Consider the following 16605-nt stretch of genomic DNA (forward strand, 5'->3'; position numbering starts at 1 on the left):
CCTCAGTTTTTTACGGTGAAGTAAGTGTTGGTCCAATTGCCGCCGCCGTTGTACGAACCGGGGAACGCGTTCAACGCACGGGTCGAGTAACCGTAGATCGAATCTGCGATCAACAAGTAGTTGCCGTTGGTCCCATAGATCACCAAAAAGTGCGCACCGCCACCGTACCAGGCACAACGCAAACCGATGGGGCGGCCCCTGTTAATCTGGTTCTGGATGGCCGACATCTGCAACGAGCCTTGATTCATGCCGTTATAGCTGCGCGTGGTTCGTAAGGCGGAATCCAGATAGCCGTAGACGTTGCACGGTCCAGGTTGGTTGCAGCAGTTGCGGTCAAGCTCGCTGCTGGCTACACCGCACTGGGTCCAGGACCCGGTGCCATAGTAGTTGCCGACCGAGGCAGAGAGCGCCGCCCAGCACCAATTGCTCTGGGTTTGTCTCTGCATGCTGAAATTGAGACTGGCGGCAGCCATTGCTTGGGGCTGTGCAGCCGCTTTGACTTCGACCAGTTGCGGATCGAGCAGATGGCCGACCAGGCAATTGGGCGGTGTGTCGCCGGTGAGTCGGGTTGTTTCAGTGGATAACATTTTTCAATCCTCCATGAATGAAAACCAGCGTCCTGCTGGTAAGCGCGTAGCGGTGTTGCTGAGCTTTCGACGTTCAAGGTGGCCCATATTTGATGGGGGCGTTGCGATCTGGCTCGAGGTAACCCTAGACGCACATATGCATATACGCAAACTCATTAATGCACTGGTGCATTTTTTTGACAAATGCCTGTGGTTTGTCTGGCGGAGTGAACCTCAAAAATCCCTCGCCACAGGTTTAGCGTCGTACCGAAGTTGTGTAGATACCTATGCCCCGATGAGGGAGTATCAGTCAGCAAATCTGTAACTGACGCACCGCCATCGGGGCAAGCCCCCCTCCCACATTTGGACCGAGGCTGACAGGGAAGCCTATCGCCAAATCAAATCACACCAATCGACAGTTACTCGGGGTGTAACCCATGGTGCGTTTGAACATTGCAGTAAACGCACTCGGGCTTTGATAGCCATGCTCCAACGCCACTTCCAGGATCGACACGCCACTGGCCAGCCGCTGCATGCTGAGCAACAAGCGCGTGCGCTTGCGCCATTCGCCATAACTCATGCCCAGTTCTTTCTGGAACAACCGAGCCAGGGTGCGTGAACTCATATTGAGTTGCGCCGCCCAATTCTCCAGTTTCGATTCCTGGGAAGGGTTGTGGATAAAGTCGGCACATAGCGCCTTGAGCCGCGGCTCATCCGGAATCGGCACATGCGCCAGCACCCGCTGCGCCCGGTCGAGCTCGGAGAAAATCAGATCGACAATCTGTAGATGGCGCAGCAACGCCGGCTCATTGTCAGGCTCATCGCCCGCGGCAACAATCAGCTCGCGCAACAACGGCGAAACCCTTATGACCTGACACTCATGCGTCAAGCCGCGATGCGCCCCCGGCGAGATCAACAAAGTGCGCATACGCACCTCGCCGGTCATGCGGATCTGATGCTCCATCGCCGGGGGCACCCACAGCGCGTGCCCGGAAGGCAGCACCCAGGTTGTCTGCTGCACCGACACCAGCATCACACCGTTGATGGCATAGACCAACTGACCCTCGTCATGTCGGTGAGCAGCCACAATGTCGCCGTGAAGATAGTTACCGGCGAGGGCCGCCAATGGGGTATGCACGTTCATTTCAGCAAGCCGCGAGCAGGTCAGGCCGGCCACTGTTGGAAGGATCCTTGGGCATCATGTCGCTTCTCCTTTTTTTGAACAGAGTGACCCATTGGGGCTCAGTAGCCACTGGGTCCAATACTAAACAAAGAAAGGGTGCGGGAAATTGCGTATTAGGGTGGGGACTGTGAAAAAACGTCGAGTAAAAATTAAAAAAACCAAAATATCGGCGAGCAAATTTCAAGAAAAAAAGATTATTGCTTTTGGGGATAACAGGGGCTCGCAAAGAGCCCCTGTTCGGGTTGAACCCTAAAACGCGTAACGCGCCTTGACCATCACCCCATCAGCATCAAACCCGCTACGCGCCTGGCGGGTATAGTTGGCGCCCACCGTCAGCGCCGACACCTGATAATTCAGGCCCAGGCTGGCCTCGTAACTGTCACGTGCGACCGAAGCGCCCGTGACGGTAAACGCCGAACCGCCCAGCACAAAACTGGAGGTTTGCGCCACGCGGTCGCCCATCAGGTCGTGATAAGCCATCAAGGTCGCTTCCGGTTGCAGGCTGCCGGTGGCCAACGGGAAGTTGCCGGCCAAGCGCACACCCGCGCCCAACTCGCCCACTTCATAGCGTTGCGAGCCGGTGCTCAGTGCCGCCGAAGAGCCCTTCTCGGTGAAGCTGTCCATGCGCACGTTGGAATAACGTGCCGCCACTCGCGGCTCTATCACGGCAGCATCCGACAGCTTGAAGCTGTAGCCGCCCAATACGCTGGCCGACAACACATTGCTGTCGTAGCTGCCCTTGGCGGTAGTACCCGCCACACGACGCTTGCTGTCATTGTCGTTATGGCCGTAGCTCAGGCTGCCGTCGACAAACCAGTTCTGCAGCGACCAGTTGCCGTACAACGACAGCGCATGGCCCTGCACGTCGGTCTTGGTACCCAGGTCCGAATGGATGTTGGAATTGAGGTAGCTGTAAGCCACACCCACCGTGGTGCTGTCGTTCAACCGACCATCCACACCCACCGCCATACCGCTGCTGTTGGCCGAATAACCGTTGTCGCCGCTACGGCCATCCTGATCCATGTTGCTGCTCAAGCCTTGCAACCACACACCCACGGCTTCGCGATTATCACGCTGGCCCGAGAGGCGATTGAGGATCGCGCCATTGACCACCGTCTGGCCCGACACGGCCACGTCCAGCGCACCACGGTTGACGTCCGGCTTGAGTTGCTCGCCCACCTGCGCCAACTGCTGCGCCGTGCCCGCGTTGGCCAGGGCCTGGAACACCGGATCATCCGTTGCCAACTGCCCGAGCACGTCATTTTTTGCTTCGTTGACCACAGTCACGACAGGGTCAGTGGCGCCCGCGCTAGTCAGCTCCTCTTGCACCTGCTGATTGCTCTTCAAGCCCACCACGGCCTTGACCGTTTGTGCATCGGCCGAGTAACTGAGCACGTCCAGCAACGACGAAGTGCTGGCAACCGACAGACCGTTGTTCTGCACACTGCTGGCTTGCAGCAAGGTGTACTCGGTGCCGCTCGGCACGGCAGTGAAATCGCCAGGGGTGGCGCTCAAGGTCACTTTTGATGCCTGGGCGAAATTCGCCGCACCGTTGACCGTCAGGTATGGCGTGGTTGGTACCACGCTGTTGGCCAGACGCATATCAATGCCTGCACCGCTGGCGACGTTGAGGTCACCGGTGAGCGCCGTGCCAGGGGCCGACAGGTTCAGAGAGCCCGAGTTGATCGACACCGGCGCGATGATGCGGCTGCCGGAAAAGTCAGCCTGGCCGGCGATGTTGATCGCGTTGACGTTGAGCACATCACCGACGATTTTGCCGCCGGTCCAGTTCAGGGTGGCGCGGTTGGCTGCGTCGATGGCAATGCCGGAATTGCTGCGGATTTCACCGGCTTGCTGGTTGATTTCGAAGACGGAAGTTTGCTCGGCTGCGTCGACGGAAATCGCCGTGCCATCGGCAGTGATCGTGCCGCGGTTGATGATGCCGCGGGAGCCGGTGGGGCTGTTTTGGGTGAAGGTGGCGCCCAGGAGATCGATCGTTTTGGCGTTTGTACCTTTGGCTTCGAGGGTGCCGGTGTTGAGGATCGAGTCGACGGTGCCTGCATAAAAAACAATACCGGAAGCATCTGCGCCGTTCACAGACAGCAAGCCACTGTTTTCAATGCGCAGCGGGCTCGTGGTGGTTTCAACTTCTATGCCCCAGGCGCGCTGGCCCTTTGCAGTGATGGTACCGGAGTTGATGATTTTTCCGCCGATATTGATCGGGTACGCTTGCGGGCCATCCACCGCCAGACCCACCACATCATCCCCCACCATCTCGATCACGCCCGTGTTAGCGACGTCGCCTGCCACTTGGGTGTTATGCAGGAACATGCCCTCGCCGCCAAACGTGCCATTGACAGCAGAGGTGCCCGGTACAATGGGGGTTGATTTGATCGTGCCCGAGTTGATGACGCTGCCGCCGATCACGGCATCACCGATTTCAAAACCTTCATAACCCCCATTGTTCATGGTGATGTTACCGGCCTGAATCAGATCACCCGTAATTGTACTGGGGGTTGAACCGTCGTTTGCAAAACCGAATGGGTCCACGGCAAACGCCCGAATGGAACGTCCGTCAGAGGTCATCACAATATCAGCACGATTGATCAGCGAACCTTGAATACTGGTATTGGAAACACTGACGCCCATCAACGCAGTAGTGCCAGACTCAGGGGTGGGCGTTTGATTGGTTGCTTCAGTCAGCCTCCCGGTGAAGGTCAGAGACTCGTTAAACGTCTCGCCCTTCCATGAGGTTTTGCCTTGACCCAGATCCACTTCAACGGCCAATGCCTGGCTGCTGATTGCACCGACCACTACGGCCAACAGTTTTTGCTTGAACGGATTTCGCTTCATTTGAAAACTCCATGTACGACAGAAAGCAACGCCACAAACCCATGGCGATTACAGATATAAAACGAACGACTACAACAAGCGCCGCTGCACCGCCTCATCCAACGTGCTGCGGGTCAGAGCTTGCACCACCTCGTGGGTGTCCTGGCGGAAAGGTACGGCAACGATCAACAACAATTGCATCCAGGTACGCAGCGACTCACTCTTGCGCACACGGCCCAGTTCTTTACCGTCCTTGTCCTTGAATACAGTCTCCAGGGTGAAGGTATTCTTCGCGGTAGAAGGGATATTGAAGACAGAGCTTTTGCTCCAGCGACAACAGGATTTGATGCAGGCGAAGAAGATGGTGAGTAAGTCAGTGTAGATCTACAACCGCGAGCGTCCGCACCTGTCTTTGAAATACAAAACGCCCGACGCGGTGCACCGGGCGCCAGGGTGAAATAGGTGTAATCCTATTTCAGGTCTAGACAATGCACCTTTACCACCAGAACTGACTTCCACTTCCCGTGAAGCTTGCGCTATTCCTTTTGCACCAATTAATTCACTCCATAGTAACGGTAAAGATCCGCATCAGGCCAAAGTTCGTCATATGCCGTTAACGTGCTTCGCAGGGCCTCGCTACGAGGGTCCTCGGAAGGATTCATCTTTGAAATTACAAATTCTTTAATTTCGGGCCACTGAAGCTCACGCATACAAAATGCCACAACTTCAAATGGCGAGTTTCCAGACATTAAGATCAATTTAAATCTATCTATAAAATCTTCTTTATAGCCAGGATGTTTTTTTACAAACTCCAAAATATTTAACAAAGACATCTCGTAGGAAATGTCTAGCTCTTCACCAAAAGCGGCTATAGCTATATCGCAAAGTTCATCAAACTCTTTAATGACGTCATTCATTTCGGCACCCAGGCACCTTTTCTTGAATTGCTAGGATCTGGCACCCATACTTTTTCTATATATCCCCCCCCACTTCAAGCCCTTTTTGAGAGAAAGCATTTTCTGCTGCGGCTTGAGCAGCCCGACCAGAGGGCTCATAGTGCCCTGATGCGGGAAAAAAGGGGACAGATTTGAATGGCACTTACTTAACCTTCTTCGGGTGTCCATTTCTCCTGACCTCGGCCCTTGCCGCCGAGCGCGTCTGCATCAGCATCGGGTAAGGCTTGGGCCTTCGTTTTATGGCGCGAGGTTCAATCCGTCCCGGCCGGTTTCCGACACGTTTTCTGGCGATCAGTTTGAGTAAATCCTGCACCCTATCGTCCTGTTCGTCGGAGCTGTACTGCTGCATCGCAAGGAATAATTGAAGGCTATGTTTAAAGCTAAGCTCGCGTGGCAAGCAATCAGCTAATAGCGCTGATTTGGCCATGATCATCCGAATCAAATTATGCGCCAGCAGATACACCCACAACTCTTTTACAGCCATGCCAGGCGTCTTGCAGCTCAACGTTTCAAGCCCCAGCGTTGTTTTGATATTGCGCAGATCCAGCTCAACATGCCAACGGTCTTTGTATAGTGATTTGAGCCCCGCTTTGGGGACTTGCTGCGGGCAGTTCAAAGTGGTCACCAGGATTTTTCCGCCGGTTTTCAGCTCACGCACTGTCAGTGTTTCAGGCGCATCGTCGTAATAAGTTTGGCTCATCCAGGAAGGTCGATTCCCAGGTTTTGTCAGCTCAACCAAATGATCTTCCGGCCCCAGCGATTGCCCGAGCCGAAAGTCGGTACTGCGCCGCCTGGCGCCATACTGCTCGAACACGCCATCGATCCCACGACGTTGCAGTTCGCACAGCAGAAAGTACGTTGCGTAGTAGGCATCGCCCAACACAATGTCGCCTCAATTCAGAGTGTCGAGCATCGTCCTGAGTAGCGTCTGTTCATCGCCACCTTTGCCTCGAAAGCGCCCCAGCGAGGCATCTAAAACAGCACCGCTGGCCAAGCAAATGATTCCTACCAAACGGCAGATGGGGAAACCCAGTCCTGCTTTCTGACCACGCGACTGCGGATAGGCAGCTTGGTTGGCCGCAGTGTCTGGCAGGGCCACTGTGGTGCCATCTACGAGGCGCACCGGACGCCCCATCCAGCGCCAGGATGGTGACGCGTTATTACTCATCGTTGATCCCGTGGAGCGCAACAATGTTGAAACCATCTCTACCGGTAACCGCGCCCGTGCTTTGCAATAAGCGCCGGTGTACACGCTGCTGGGGCTTAGCCCATCGCAGCAACGTCTGATCGAAAAATCATTCACGGCCTTCTGACAAGAACGGTCGGCATTCATGGCTTGAGCCAGAAACATCGACAGTGTTTCAGTCGGCGGGAACAAGCGTTGACGATGCTTGGGCATCACTGACTCGGCACGATGTAGCAGCGCCGGATCGGCTAGCAGCTTAAAGAACGCATCGGCATTGCTGTTTCTGGCGTGCTGCTGAATGCGCTGCTGTTGATGCCTGACGATTTGACGTCTACGATTCACGCGGGCTGTCCTTGTTCCAGTGGTGTGTGTTCGCAACTATCACCGTAGACCAAGGGCGGCCTTTTTCTATTTTTTTGTAATCAGATCAGCCGGTTAGCTGTTAAGTAAGTGCCATTCAAATCTGCCCCCTTTTTTCGCTCTTTCTTGTCAAGTAAGTGACGCTCAAATTTGCCCCATTTTTTCTTCTAGCTTCACCCCGACTCGACAATGAAGTCTTTCGCTAAAATCATCGCCTCAAAAAAACCAGAGAATGGAACTCTCAAAGTCGCGCTACTTAAGTCAGCAAAGATCTCCACCTCTAAAGCGTCCCCCCCTTTATCCTGATTAACTTGAGCAATAGGTTCACCTTTATATTGAATCTCCGCAGTTAGCCTTTTATAGCGACTATCACTAAAGCCCAGAACTTCAAAATCCGAATTACTTTCAAGTTTCATGGTTTCGCCTTAGGGTCCAAAAACCCAGAAAATGAGCCATCCTTATTGTAGCGCAGACCTCTTCCATCGGGAGCCCGGACCTCTAGCCCACCGCGACTCAAATTTGAGAATGTTGAATTTGGATTCTTGAGAACGTCATCAATAATACCGAGTGCAGTTGCATTTTGCTTTTCAATTCCACCTGTGAGTTTTGGGAACGTTCCAGTAGCTCGCTGGCCAGAAGCATGCTTTGTGAGCGCCCTAGCAGCCTCTGTCAGACCTTCCTTATTGATAGGATTTGAAGCTGCGGCAGATAGATCATCGAAAGTGCGGCCGCCGAAATTTTGCAGGGCGGAAGGCAATCCTTTTGCACCTCCCATCACAAGCCGACCTAATACAGCCGCGAGCCCCGCACCGGTGAGTTCACCGGCCATAAAATAGCCCCAAGCCTTGACGAACTCGTTAGCCGGTTGAACCCCTTCAAAACCTTGTCCTTGGGCCAGCTTCAGCTGTGCTTGAGCAATTTGGTCGTTAGTGGCACCTTTTTCCAGCATGTCCTTTGCCAGAGTAGTCGCCGCTGATCCGTATTCACTTAAGCCCGGTGGGAGATGTTCCAGAAAATTGTATTGCGTCATGTTCTGCGCAACCCACGCCCCAGTTTGCAGGCTATCCGCATCAGCATTGCTCTGTACCGATGCCGCAAGCACACCAAGCAACTGCGAGTTCATGACCAGCAAACCCTTTTTCTGGTCATCGGGCATGTCGGCGTAATTCTTGGCGAGGCTATCCAGCAATGCCTCATTCACACCCGCTGCCAGGGCCCCTGTGCGGAAATCTCCTCCAGAAGCCTCAGCTGCCAACCCGCCCATCAAGGCATGTAGCCCAATCTTGGTGATGCCACCTTCTGCAAACCGGTTCTTGGAAACATCCCCGACCAGGTTGAATCCATAAGCCGCAAATGCGTTAGCCAAACTATTCTGCAACGCGTCGCCAAGACGGGCTTCGCCCCCGAGCGCCCGATCCACTAATACTGATGTTCCGTTTTGCAGTACCTGGTTGGCCGTGAACTACCCCACGCCTTGCCAAGTGCTCAACGGACTTACGGTGGCAACTGCACCTGAGTTGGGTAGTGCAGTGGAAGTGCCGGTCTGAGTCCCGGTCCATTTGTCATAGACGCCTGCAGTCAAGCCAGCAGTAACGCCGGACACCACGTAGCCTCTCATCGCGTCGCTGGAAGTGACATCCTTTAAGACGGTGCTCAGGTTTCCACAGTTATTGATGGTGCTGATCGCGCCGTTACTCGCCATGCCAGCAAGCACGGTACTGCCCGCAGCATTGGCCCACCCGGCAGACGTGGCCGCAGTCCCAACAGCCGTAGCCCCCGCCATCGATGTCCCCGAACCAGCTGCGGCAATTGCACCGCTCGCGGCCCCCATCGTGAAGTACGTAACAATGATCGCAATGATGATTTGCGCGCCGGCGCCCAAGCCTGAATTGCTGTATTTGAAACTGTCGTGCAGTTCTTTAACCTGGCGCCAATCCACGTCCCCACGCTGCTCGGCCTCTTTTAGCCAGGCCAGTTGCGGGTCGGCTTTGACCATCACATCAATCGTCTGGCTAACCGTATTCTGATCGATCTGCTTGATGTCAATTTTCAAGCCATCGACGGCTTTAATCACCACGCTGCCTTCTGCAATCATCTGCGTCTGGCGTAGCGTCTCGTCGGTATTCCCCTTGCCCTTGGAGCTGGTCCAGGCGAGGTCGCCCTTGCTCTTGGTGTGGCTCTCGTCATGCAGATCCTTCACCGCCTCAAACGTCACCGCCCCACCGCTGACAATCGCAATATCCCCACCACTCTCAAGCTTCGCCGCCTGATACTTCTGATCCCCACCGCTCTCCAGCGTCAGATCCCCCCCAGTCTTGATCTCGCTACCGACATTCTTCACATCGGTCACTTCATCACGCTGAGTCTTCTTGCTGCCCCAACTGCCCTTCTTGCTCATGTCGTACAGCGAGTAGTGGCTGTCCTGCGCCGCCAGCATTTGCAGTTCGTTATCAGCGTGCACATAGGCTTCGTTACCCGCGCTGATCTTGCTGGCAACCAAAGTCAGGTCGGTGCCGGCGATGGCGATCAGGTCGCCGCCGGCTTTGAGTTCGGCGCTTTGCTGGGTGACGTTGTCCAGTTGGGTGGTGGTTTTGGTGCCGCCTTTTTTGCCTTTGGAGTACTCGTGTTCTTCATTGGCGGCGGCGGCCAGGGTCAGGTTTTCGCCGGCTTTGACGCTAAGGTCTTTGGCCGCGCTGACAGTGCTGGCGACTACCGCGATGTCGCGACGGGCGTCGATGGCGAGGTTGCCGCCGACGTCCACGGCGGAGGCGTGTTGCAGGATGGTTTGCTCGGTGCCTTTGACGCGGCGGCGTTGGTAGGCGTAGTCGTCCTGTTCGGTCTGGCTGGCGATCAGCACGTCCCGCCCTGCGCTCACGCTGGCGTTGCCACCGGCCTTGAGGTTGCTGCCAACGTTGAGCACATCGCGCCCGGCGTTCAGCTTGAGCGTGTCGGTAGCCTCAAAGCGTGAGGCTTCGCTGACCACGTCGTTGCGCAGTTGGTAGCCCTGGCCTTCCTGTTTGAAGGTGGTGACGGTGCGTTCGTTGATGATGTCGCCGGTCACCGCGGTGGCGCTGATGTCGCGGCCATTGATGATGCCGCCACGACTGTTGCGGATCGAGTCGGTGGCGAGCATTTCCAGGCGGTTTCCGGCTTGCATCAGGCCGCTGTTGTCGATGTTGCCGGCGACCATGTTCAGGTTGTTGGTGGCACGCAGGGTGCCGCTGTTGTGCAGGTCGCCGCCGGTGATCAGGCTCACGTCCTGGCCCTGGATCAGCGCGCCGTTGGGGGCCAGGCGGTTGTTGGCCTGGGCCAGGTAGAGCACGGGGGTCAGGACTTTCTGGCCGTTGACCTCGGCTTCTTCCATCCACACGATGTCGTGGGTCAGCGCTGCGACTTGCTCGGCGGTGAGGGACACGCCCAGTTGCAGGTTGAGCGAGTCCTTGTAGGAGATGGCGTTGTCCATCAGGTAGCGGAACAGCTGGTCATCGCTGGCGAGGCCGTTGATGTAGCGTTGGCCGGTGCGAGCCACCACGGCTTCGCGGATCAGGCGTTGCTCGTACAGGCCGTCGCCCAGGCGCTTCCAGCTGGCATCGGGGTTGTAACCCAGTTTCCCGAGCAGGTAGTCGGAGCTCATGAACTGCTTGAGGTCGGTGAGCGCCGGGTTGGTTTCGATCAGGTATTTGTGGCTGTTATCCACCGGGGCAATGTCTGGCAGGCCTTGCACGCGGGTGATCGAGGGGGAGCGATTGTCCAGAGCCAGCGGGCCCTGGCCGTTGACTGCGCCGCTGACGGGCTGACTGTCGAGGTTGAAACCGCGTTCTTGCACGGCGGTGTAGTCGAGGTTTTTTTCGCTACGACCACTTAGAGTTGTTACAAGGACAGCTTGGCGACTTGCACCCTTTCATGCCGCAGGCTTATAGTCCGCCGGTCGCCCACATGGCGATTCAGGTTTGGCGACCTGACGGTAGAGAATGCGCAAGCTGATGGCTTTTTTGCAGCCACTTGCGCGCCTGCAAAGTCGTCTTATGACGGCTGTGCGCGGGAGACCTTCGGGTCTGCCGGTTTTCTCTACTGCCGGTTCGCCAACCTGCGTACAGCTGTCACCCATTCGTTTGGCGACGTTTGAGTGGTGGCATCAATCACTTAAGTAGAGAGTTTGAAAATGACCCGATACATCCCCCTGACAGGCCACGATTCAACCATCCCCGCGCTGGTGATCGACACCCAAGCTCCCCTTGATGTTCTCTATGATGCAGCCGCCTACCGTATTCGTGCGGTGACTCAATTTTTGGAAAACTTGGCGTTTCGGGAGCAGATTAGTAGTGATGCGGTTGTGCTTCACGATTTTGCATTGCTGCTGGCCATCCCTCTGAGGGATGGGTGTGATTTGTTGGATGTAATTAGTCGAAAAATGAGTTCGCAGAATTCATAAATAAAAAAGGGCGGTTTTCAACCGCCCGCTTGACTAAGCTCAAGCTTGCCAAGCAAAAAAACTCAATTATTAAAGAGCAATAATACGCCAAGGAAAACAACGGGCCAGGCTCCTTAAAAACCCTCATGCGTACATGCCCTGCTCTCTGACCCCGGTGGGATTTCAATACCTAGCCATTGCGGTATTTCAATGTTGCCTTCCACTATTTATAAGGCGTCGGCTTCCACGCTGCGGACATTTCGAGGCTGTATTACACGGCCTATACACTCGCTGTCTAAGCTTCGCAGTGCCGGTTACCCGAGCGCCACACAAACTCGCTTCCGGTAGATGGCTGGTCCTTGCCGGACGGGGTTAGTACCCGCTCGGTTTCTTACGCCATTTCATGACAGCTTGCGCCGTCAATTCCAGGCGACCACGCTTTGTCTGGCGCACATAAATCCGTCCCCTTTTCCTTTCATCCCATTTCCCCACCGATAGCACAAATACTAGTGCCTTTTTTTGTCTTTACGACTTTTCAGCCATGACAACACCCAAATACCCGCACCTACTGGAACCCCGCAGTAAGCAGCGACTTTCAGAGAGGCATTGATAACGCCAGCCTCAAGCGCCCAATGACCCAGCTTGAAATATGCAATCGTCGCCACAAGTAAATTACCGACAATACCCACCATAAAAAAAACCAGAAAAAAATACACAACTAGCGTACCCAATAGGTACCAACCTACCGTTTTTGGCTTCATTTATTACTTCCCATATTAGATACACCACCGCTGACAATTTCAGACAATACAGAACCTGTCGCAGCTCCTGAGGTTTCGCTCGCAGTATTTCCTATTAATGGTTTCAACTGCCCTGTGATCACATTTCCGGATTTATAACCTATTGCAGTACCTAGCACAGAGCCCAGCAACGAATACTTCGCATCCTCGCCCTTGATTACACTGCCCAAATAAGCGCCGCTCAATCCGTATCCTTGAGTCAGCCAGAACCCCTTCCCTTGCGTTAATCCTCCAACCGTCGCGGCGATGGATACATCGGTGTAGTTAACGTCCTTACCCGTCGATAGCTGATAGCCGAAATTTGCACCGCCGGAAATCAAGGCACCCGCTACCAGCCCTCCTATCCCTACAGCAGGTGCTTCAACTGCCGCCAGGGGCAGACCAACACCGATTGACCATGCTTGTACAAGTCCATTGGCAGGCATTGGCCCATCAAAACCATCGCCCCTCAGGTGCGAACTCATTGCAGCGGTAGCCTGGTCTGGCGTTCCACCCTCTTTAAGCACTTTTTCACCTGCACTCACAGCCCCCGCAATGGCGGGCCCACCAATATGAAACTCATCATTATATTTTTTTGCGTTTCCGGCTACCCAGCTAGCGGTTGCAGGATCACCGTTGACTAGAGCACCCGCCAAAACGCCGACGAGTTGAGCGGTGCCTACCCGGAACTGGGTATCCGTGGCAAACCGGGAGTCCAGGTAGTTACCCAGTTTTTCCGTTGCCAAAGCTGTCAATCCTTCTGAGGCGGCGCCGGCTAAAGCCCCGGTCTTGAAGTCTCCACCTTTAGCGCTTGATAACGCTCCTCCCAATACAGCATGCATCAAGACTTTTTGTGCCGACCCTGGGGTTATTTTCAGGTACTCAGCCAAATCGCCCACCTGCTTGTTGCCAAAGGCTGCCGTCAGGTCCAGCCCTTCGGAAACTGCGGCTGCGCCAAGATTGTCCTTCAAGCTACCGCCGTTAATCGCCGTATTGATGCTGCCGGCTACCAAAGCGTGGGTAGTGCTGCGCAGCACATTGTCACTGACCGTGTTCCAGTCCAGCATGCTCTTGCTATAACCAGGGTTATTGACCCCGTCCGCGTTAAGAATCAACGCCCCGTCGGTATTCCAACCACCGACAGCGGTGTCTATTCCGGCCAGGACTCCGCTAGTGACCACTTGCGTCGCGTAACCCTTGATCGCATCTTTACTGGTGGCCGCTTTCAGTCCCGCACCAATATCACCGCCGCCATTGATTGTCCCAACCGCAAAGTTGCTAGCCATAGCCCCCGCGAGGGGCCCCAGGTAGATGCTGGCGACAATCGAAATAATCAGCGCGGGTGCGGCACCTAATCCCGATTGCTTATAGTCCCAGCTGTCGTGGATCTCCTTGACCATTCGCCAATCAACTTGCCCATTGGCTTCAGCTACTTTGATCCAGGCAAGCTGAGGCTCGGCTTGAACCATTGCATCAATCGTCTGGCTGACAGTTTTTTGGTCAATCTGCTTGAGGTCTATATTGATCTTACCGGCGGCGCGAATAGCGAGTTGCCCCTGCCCCACCATCAAGGTCTGACGTAATGTCTCGTCAGTACTGCCTTCACCTTTGGCACTGTTCCACGCCATATCGCTCTTACTCTTTTCGTGACTTTCCTGCCGCGAGTCTTTAACCGCCTCAAATGTCACCGAGCCACCGCTGACAATCGCAATGTCCCCCCCACTCTGGAGCTTTGCCGCTTGAAACAGCTGATTACTGCCACTTTCGAGCATCATGCTCGAACCGGCTTTGATCTCGCTGCCCACATGGGTGACCTGGGTCACCTCATCACGCTGAGTTTTCTTGCTACCCCAACTGCCCTTTTTATTCATGTCATACAACGAGTAATGACTGTCTTGCGCGGCCAACAGCTTCAGCTCCTCACCCGCCTGAATATAGGCTTCGTTGCCGGCGCTGATTTTGCTGGCAACCAGGGTCAGGTCGGTACCTGCAATAGCCACCAAGTTACCGCCAGCGTTTAGCTGAGCGGTTTGCTGGGTCACGTTGTCCAGTTGGGTCGTGGTTTTAGTATTGCCTTTTTTGCCTTTCGAATACTCGTGTTGCTCATTGGCCGCAGAAATAAGCGACACGTTTTCACCCGCTTCAACGCTCAGGTTCTTGGCAGCACTAACGGTGCTGGCAATAACCGCAATATCGCGCCGGGCCTCAATGGCCATGTGGCCGCCAACCTCCACCGTCGACGCATGTTGCATTGTGGTTTGCTCGGTGCCGCTGATGCGGCGGCGTTGGTAGGCGTAGTCGTCCTGTTCGGTCTGGCTGGCGATCACCACGTCACGCCCTGCGGTCACGCTGGCGTTGCCACCGGCTTTCAGGTTGCTGCCGAGATTGAGCACGTCGCGGCCCGCGTTCAGCTTGAGCGTGTCGGTGGCTTCGAAGCGTGAGGCTTCGCTGGCCACGTCGTTGCGCAGTTGATAGCCCTCGCCTTCTTGCTTGAAGGTGGTGACCGTGCGCTCGTTGATAATGTCGCCGGTCACGGCAGTGGCGCTGATGTCGCGACCATTGACGATGCCGCCACGGCTGTTGCGGATCGAGTCGGTGGCGAGCATTTCCAGGCGATTGCCGGCTTGCATCAGGCCGCTGTTGTCGATGTTGCCCGCGACCATGTTCAGGTTGTTGGTGGCACGCAGGGTGCCGCTGTTGTGCAAGTCGCCGCCGGTGACCAGGCTCACGTCCTGGCCCTGGATCAGTGCGCCGTTGGGGGCCAGACGGTTGTTGGCCTGGGCCAGGTAGAGCACCGGGGTGAGGACTTTCTGGCCGTTGACCTCGGCTTCTTCCATCCACACGATGTCGTGGGTCAGCGCCGCCACTTGCTCGGCGGTCAGCGATACGCCGAGTTGCAGGTTGAGCGAGTCCTTGTTTGAATCATTTTTGAGGACGTAATGCCGTGTTCCCGAGCTTCGGACTTTTCCCACGACCTGCCGAGGTTGAGCCATAGGAAGTAACTTGGCTAGGATTCGCCGTCGCAGTAAATCCTGTGGCTGGGTGTCGCAACCTGAAGTAGTCTGAGGCGCGGTAGCGCCATAGCTCTGTAGCAGGCGCTTTTTTTATGCCTGCTTACCGCATCTATGGTGGACCGTGTGAGGCGGGCTTTTGCCCGGCCGGTACCCTCGGACACCGGTTTGCGACCCTCGCACGGTCCACCACCCACTCGTGTCGCAACGATGGTGGTGGTCCCTTAACTGTCTGAGGATCGAGTGGATGTTTTCTACAAATCGAAACTGTCGAGTTATTGAAATAAAAGTCGTGATGAGGTGTTCGCGCTCTGCCGTTGACGCTCATTCAATGTGTGGTGCATTGGAGTGCCGCTCATGAACACGCAAATAGATGATAATGATTTGCCTACCAGTGTTTTCAATGTGAGGTCAGACTTGAGCTCCGAAGAAGCATTAGTGAATGCGAGTGAGCTTTTGGCTTCGGCATCAGCTATGGCGAATGAACAAGCGTTTTCCTCAAGCGGATCACAGCGACTTCAAACCTTTGGTTTGGCCCAGCTAATCGAAAGCGCGCACCTTCTAGTGAACGATGCTTTGAAAAAAACAAACCCAGTAACCCTCTGATTATTAATAGAGAAAAATAGATGAGGGTAGGTTACCCAATTTTACTCGAAAATCATGGCCTGCCCCATCTATCACTCAAACTTAATCAATTGAATCACTTACAAAAAATGGTTTTTTATAGACCATCCGTCTTGGTTAACCATAAAGCTAGCAGCCCCCTCAAAAAAAAAGAAAAAAATAAAACCACGTTATTAAAGAGCGAACCGCCAACAGACCAATCAAATAAAACCATCCCCCCTTCCCCCTCAAAAGGGATGCAGAAAGGATGCAAAAACACCGGCGCAAAGCCGGTGTCAGTGGAGTAAGCTTAAGAGAACTCTATCTTACACTCTGACAGAGGAATGGAGCGACCATCGCTAATAACAAATTGATCATCCTCGATTCGAGCCAGCAGCAACCCGAGACCCTCGGCACCGACCTTAATATCCTTTCTCCAACCGTTAATATCTCCGTGATATATGACAGCGTGAAATAGTGGGCCACCTAACGGCGTAATGCTACACCCTGCTTCATTGATCCCACCACTAGTTGCGTTCGTAGGATCGGCGAAGCATGTGATATTTTTAAATTGCTTTCGGAATTTATTTTTCCCATCATCAGAGAAATACATAGCCTCCCTGGTGGCTGCACCATCCGTCCCAGGGATGACTCTAGCATCAGACCTTTCGAGCTTCCCACCTAAAATCTTCTCTAACTCATCTATCTGATTAGCCAA

At 54.8% G+C, this 16605-nt stretch carries 11 protein-coding genes and 4 pseudogenes; 4 read left to right on the plus strand and 11 right to left on the minus strand.

Annotated elements, in window-relative coordinates:
• Positions 1–2: 2 nt before the first annotated feature.
• The 4 genes and pseudogenes from IH404_RS22365 to IH404_RS22380 form a co-directional block, all read right to left on the minus strand.
• Positions 3–587 carry a papain-like cysteine protease family protein gene (locus tag IH404_RS22365; RefSeq protein ID WP_005790869.1) on the minus strand — a complete coding sequence of 195 codons (585 nt, stop codon included), beginning with the start codon at positions 585–587 and terminating at the stop codon, positions 3–5.
• Between the two features lie 382 nt (positions 588–969).
• Entirely contained in the window at positions 970–1710 is a 741-nt protein-coding gene (locus tag IH404_RS22370; protein WP_194439059.1) for a helix-turn-helix transcriptional regulator, read from the minus strand.
• A gap of 288 nt (positions 1711–1998) precedes the next feature.
• A complete protein-coding gene (locus IH404_RS22375; protein WP_194439060.1) occupies positions 1999–4602 on the minus strand; it encodes an autotransporter outer membrane beta-barrel domain-containing protein in 2604 nt (867 codons plus the stop codon).
• A 69-nt stretch (positions 4603–4671) separates the two neighbouring features.
• A pseudogene (locus IH404_RS22380) lies at positions 4672–4887 on the minus strand (hypothetical protein); the annotation flags it as partial.
• Here IH404_RS22380 and IH404_RS22385 point away from each other — a divergent pair.
• A pseudogene (locus tag IH404_RS22385) lies at positions 4877–5038 on the plus strand (integrase core domain-containing protein); the annotation flags it as partial. The pseudogenes IH404_RS22380 and IH404_RS22385 overlap by 11 nt on opposite strands.
• Before the next feature lie 97 nt (positions 5039–5135).
• Here IH404_RS22385 and IH404_RS22390 read toward each other — a convergent pair.
• The 4 genes and pseudogenes from IH404_RS22390 to IH404_RS22405 form a co-directional block, all read right to left on the minus strand.
• The gene (locus tag IH404_RS22390) at positions 5136–5498 is read right to left on the minus strand and encodes a hypothetical protein (RefSeq protein WP_032803692.1); all 363 of its coding nucleotides are present in this window, start codon (positions 5496–5498) and stop codon (positions 5136–5138) included.
• Between the two features lie 181 nt (positions 5499–5679).
• A pseudogene (locus IH404_RS22395) lies at positions 5680–7065 on the minus strand (IS4 family transposase).
• A 191-nt stretch (positions 7066–7256) separates the two neighbouring features.
• Positions 7257–7499, minus strand: a complete 243-nt coding sequence (locus tag IH404_RS22400; protein ID WP_032803693.1) for a hypothetical protein — start codon at positions 7497–7499, stop codon at positions 7257–7259.
• 587 nt (positions 7500–8086) lie between these two features.
• Positions 8087–10822 (minus strand): annotated as a pseudogene (locus IH404_RS22405) (DUF637 domain-containing protein); the annotation flags it as partial.
• Positions 10823–11245: 423 nt separating this feature from the next.
• On the opposite strand from IH404_RS22405, the gene IH404_RS22410 reads away from it, so the two are divergent.
• Entirely contained in the window at positions 11246–11515 is a 270-nt protein-coding gene (locus tag IH404_RS22410) for a hypothetical protein (protein WP_194439062.1), read from the plus strand.
• A 485-nt stretch (positions 11516–12000) separates the two neighbouring features.
• Here the strand turns inward: IH404_RS22410 and IH404_RS22415 are convergent, their stop codons facing one another.
• Together IH404_RS22415 and IH404_RS22420 are read right to left on the minus strand one after the other, a co-directional pair.
• Complete coding sequence (locus IH404_RS22415; RefSeq protein ID WP_032803698.1) at positions 12001–12255, minus strand: hypothetical protein; 255 nt, start codon at positions 12253–12255, stop codon at positions 12001–12003.
• Positions 12252–15266 (minus strand): DUF637 domain-containing protein, encoded by a 3015-nt coding sequence (locus tag IH404_RS22420; RefSeq protein ID WP_242462626.1) that lies wholly within the window; start codon positions 15264–15266, stop codon positions 12252–12254. Before IH404_RS22420 ends, IH404_RS22415 begins: the two co-directional genes overlap by 4 nt.
• Positions 15267–15641: 375 nt before the next feature.
• Between IH404_RS22420 and IH404_RS22425 the strand changes: the two genes are divergently transcribed.
• Positions 15642–15890, plus strand: a complete 249-nt coding sequence (locus IH404_RS22425; protein WP_194439064.1) for a DUF3077 domain-containing protein — start codon at positions 15642–15644, stop codon at positions 15888–15890.
• A 20-nt stretch (positions 15891–15910) separates the two neighbouring features.
• Complete coding sequence (locus IH404_RS22430) at positions 15911–16195, plus strand: hypothetical protein (RefSeq protein WP_194439066.1); 285 nt, start codon at positions 15911–15913, stop codon at positions 16193–16195.
• 2 nt (positions 16196–16197) lie between these two features.
• Here the strand turns inward: IH404_RS22430 and IH404_RS22435 are convergent, their stop codons facing one another.
• Positions 16198–16605, minus strand: a complete 408-nt coding sequence (locus IH404_RS22435; RefSeq protein WP_194439068.1) for a hypothetical protein — start codon at positions 16603–16605, stop codon at positions 16198–16200.

Origin of the sequence: Pseudomonas sp. OST1909 (assembly GCF_015277575.1) — a bacterium.
Taxonomy (GTDB): Bacteria; Pseudomonadota; Gammaproteobacteria; order Pseudomonadales; family Pseudomonadaceae; genus Aquipseudomonas; species Aquipseudomonas synxantha_A.

What these genes read in the sequence shown, in the direction of transcription:
- IH404_RS22365 (WP_005790869.1), bottom strand. Translation starts at nt 587, where the DNA reads ATGTTATCCACTGAAACAACCCGACTCACCGGCGACACACCGCCCAAT.
- IH404_RS22370 (WP_194439059.1), bottom strand. Translation starts at nt 1,710, where the DNA reads ATGAACGTGCATACCCCATTGGCGGCCCTCGCCGGTAACTATCTTCAC.
- IH404_RS22375 (WP_194439060.1), bottom strand. Translation starts at nt 4,602, where the DNA reads ATGAAGCGAAATCCGTTCAAGCAAAAACTGTTGGCCGTAGTGGTCGGT.
- IH404_RS22390 (WP_032803692.1), bottom strand. Translation starts at nt 5,498, where the DNA reads ATGAATGACGTCATTAAAGAGTTTGATGAACTTTGCGATATAGCTATA.
- IH404_RS22400 (WP_032803693.1), bottom strand. Translation starts at nt 7,499, where the DNA reads ATGAAACTTGAAAGTAATTCGGATTTTGAAGTTCTGGGCTTTAGTGAT.
- IH404_RS22410 (WP_194439062.1), top strand. Translation starts at nt 11,246, where the DNA reads ATGACCCGATACATCCCCCTGACAGGCCACGATTCAACCATCCCCGCG.
- IH404_RS22415 (WP_032803698.1), bottom strand. Translation starts at nt 12,255, where the DNA reads ATGAAGCCAAAAACGGTAGGTTGGTACCTATTGGGTACGCTAGTTGTG.
- IH404_RS22420 (WP_242462626.1), bottom strand. Translation starts at nt 15,266, where the DNA reads ATGGCTCAACCTCGGCAGGTCGTGGGAAAAGTCCGAAGCTCGGGAACA.
- IH404_RS22425 (WP_194439064.1), top strand. Translation starts at nt 15,642, where the DNA reads ATGAACACGCAAATAGATGATAATGATTTGCCTACCAGTGTTTTCAAT.
- IH404_RS22430 (WP_194439066.1), top strand. Translation starts at nt 15,911, where the DNA reads ATGAGGGTAGGTTACCCAATTTTACTCGAAAATCATGGCCTGCCCCAT.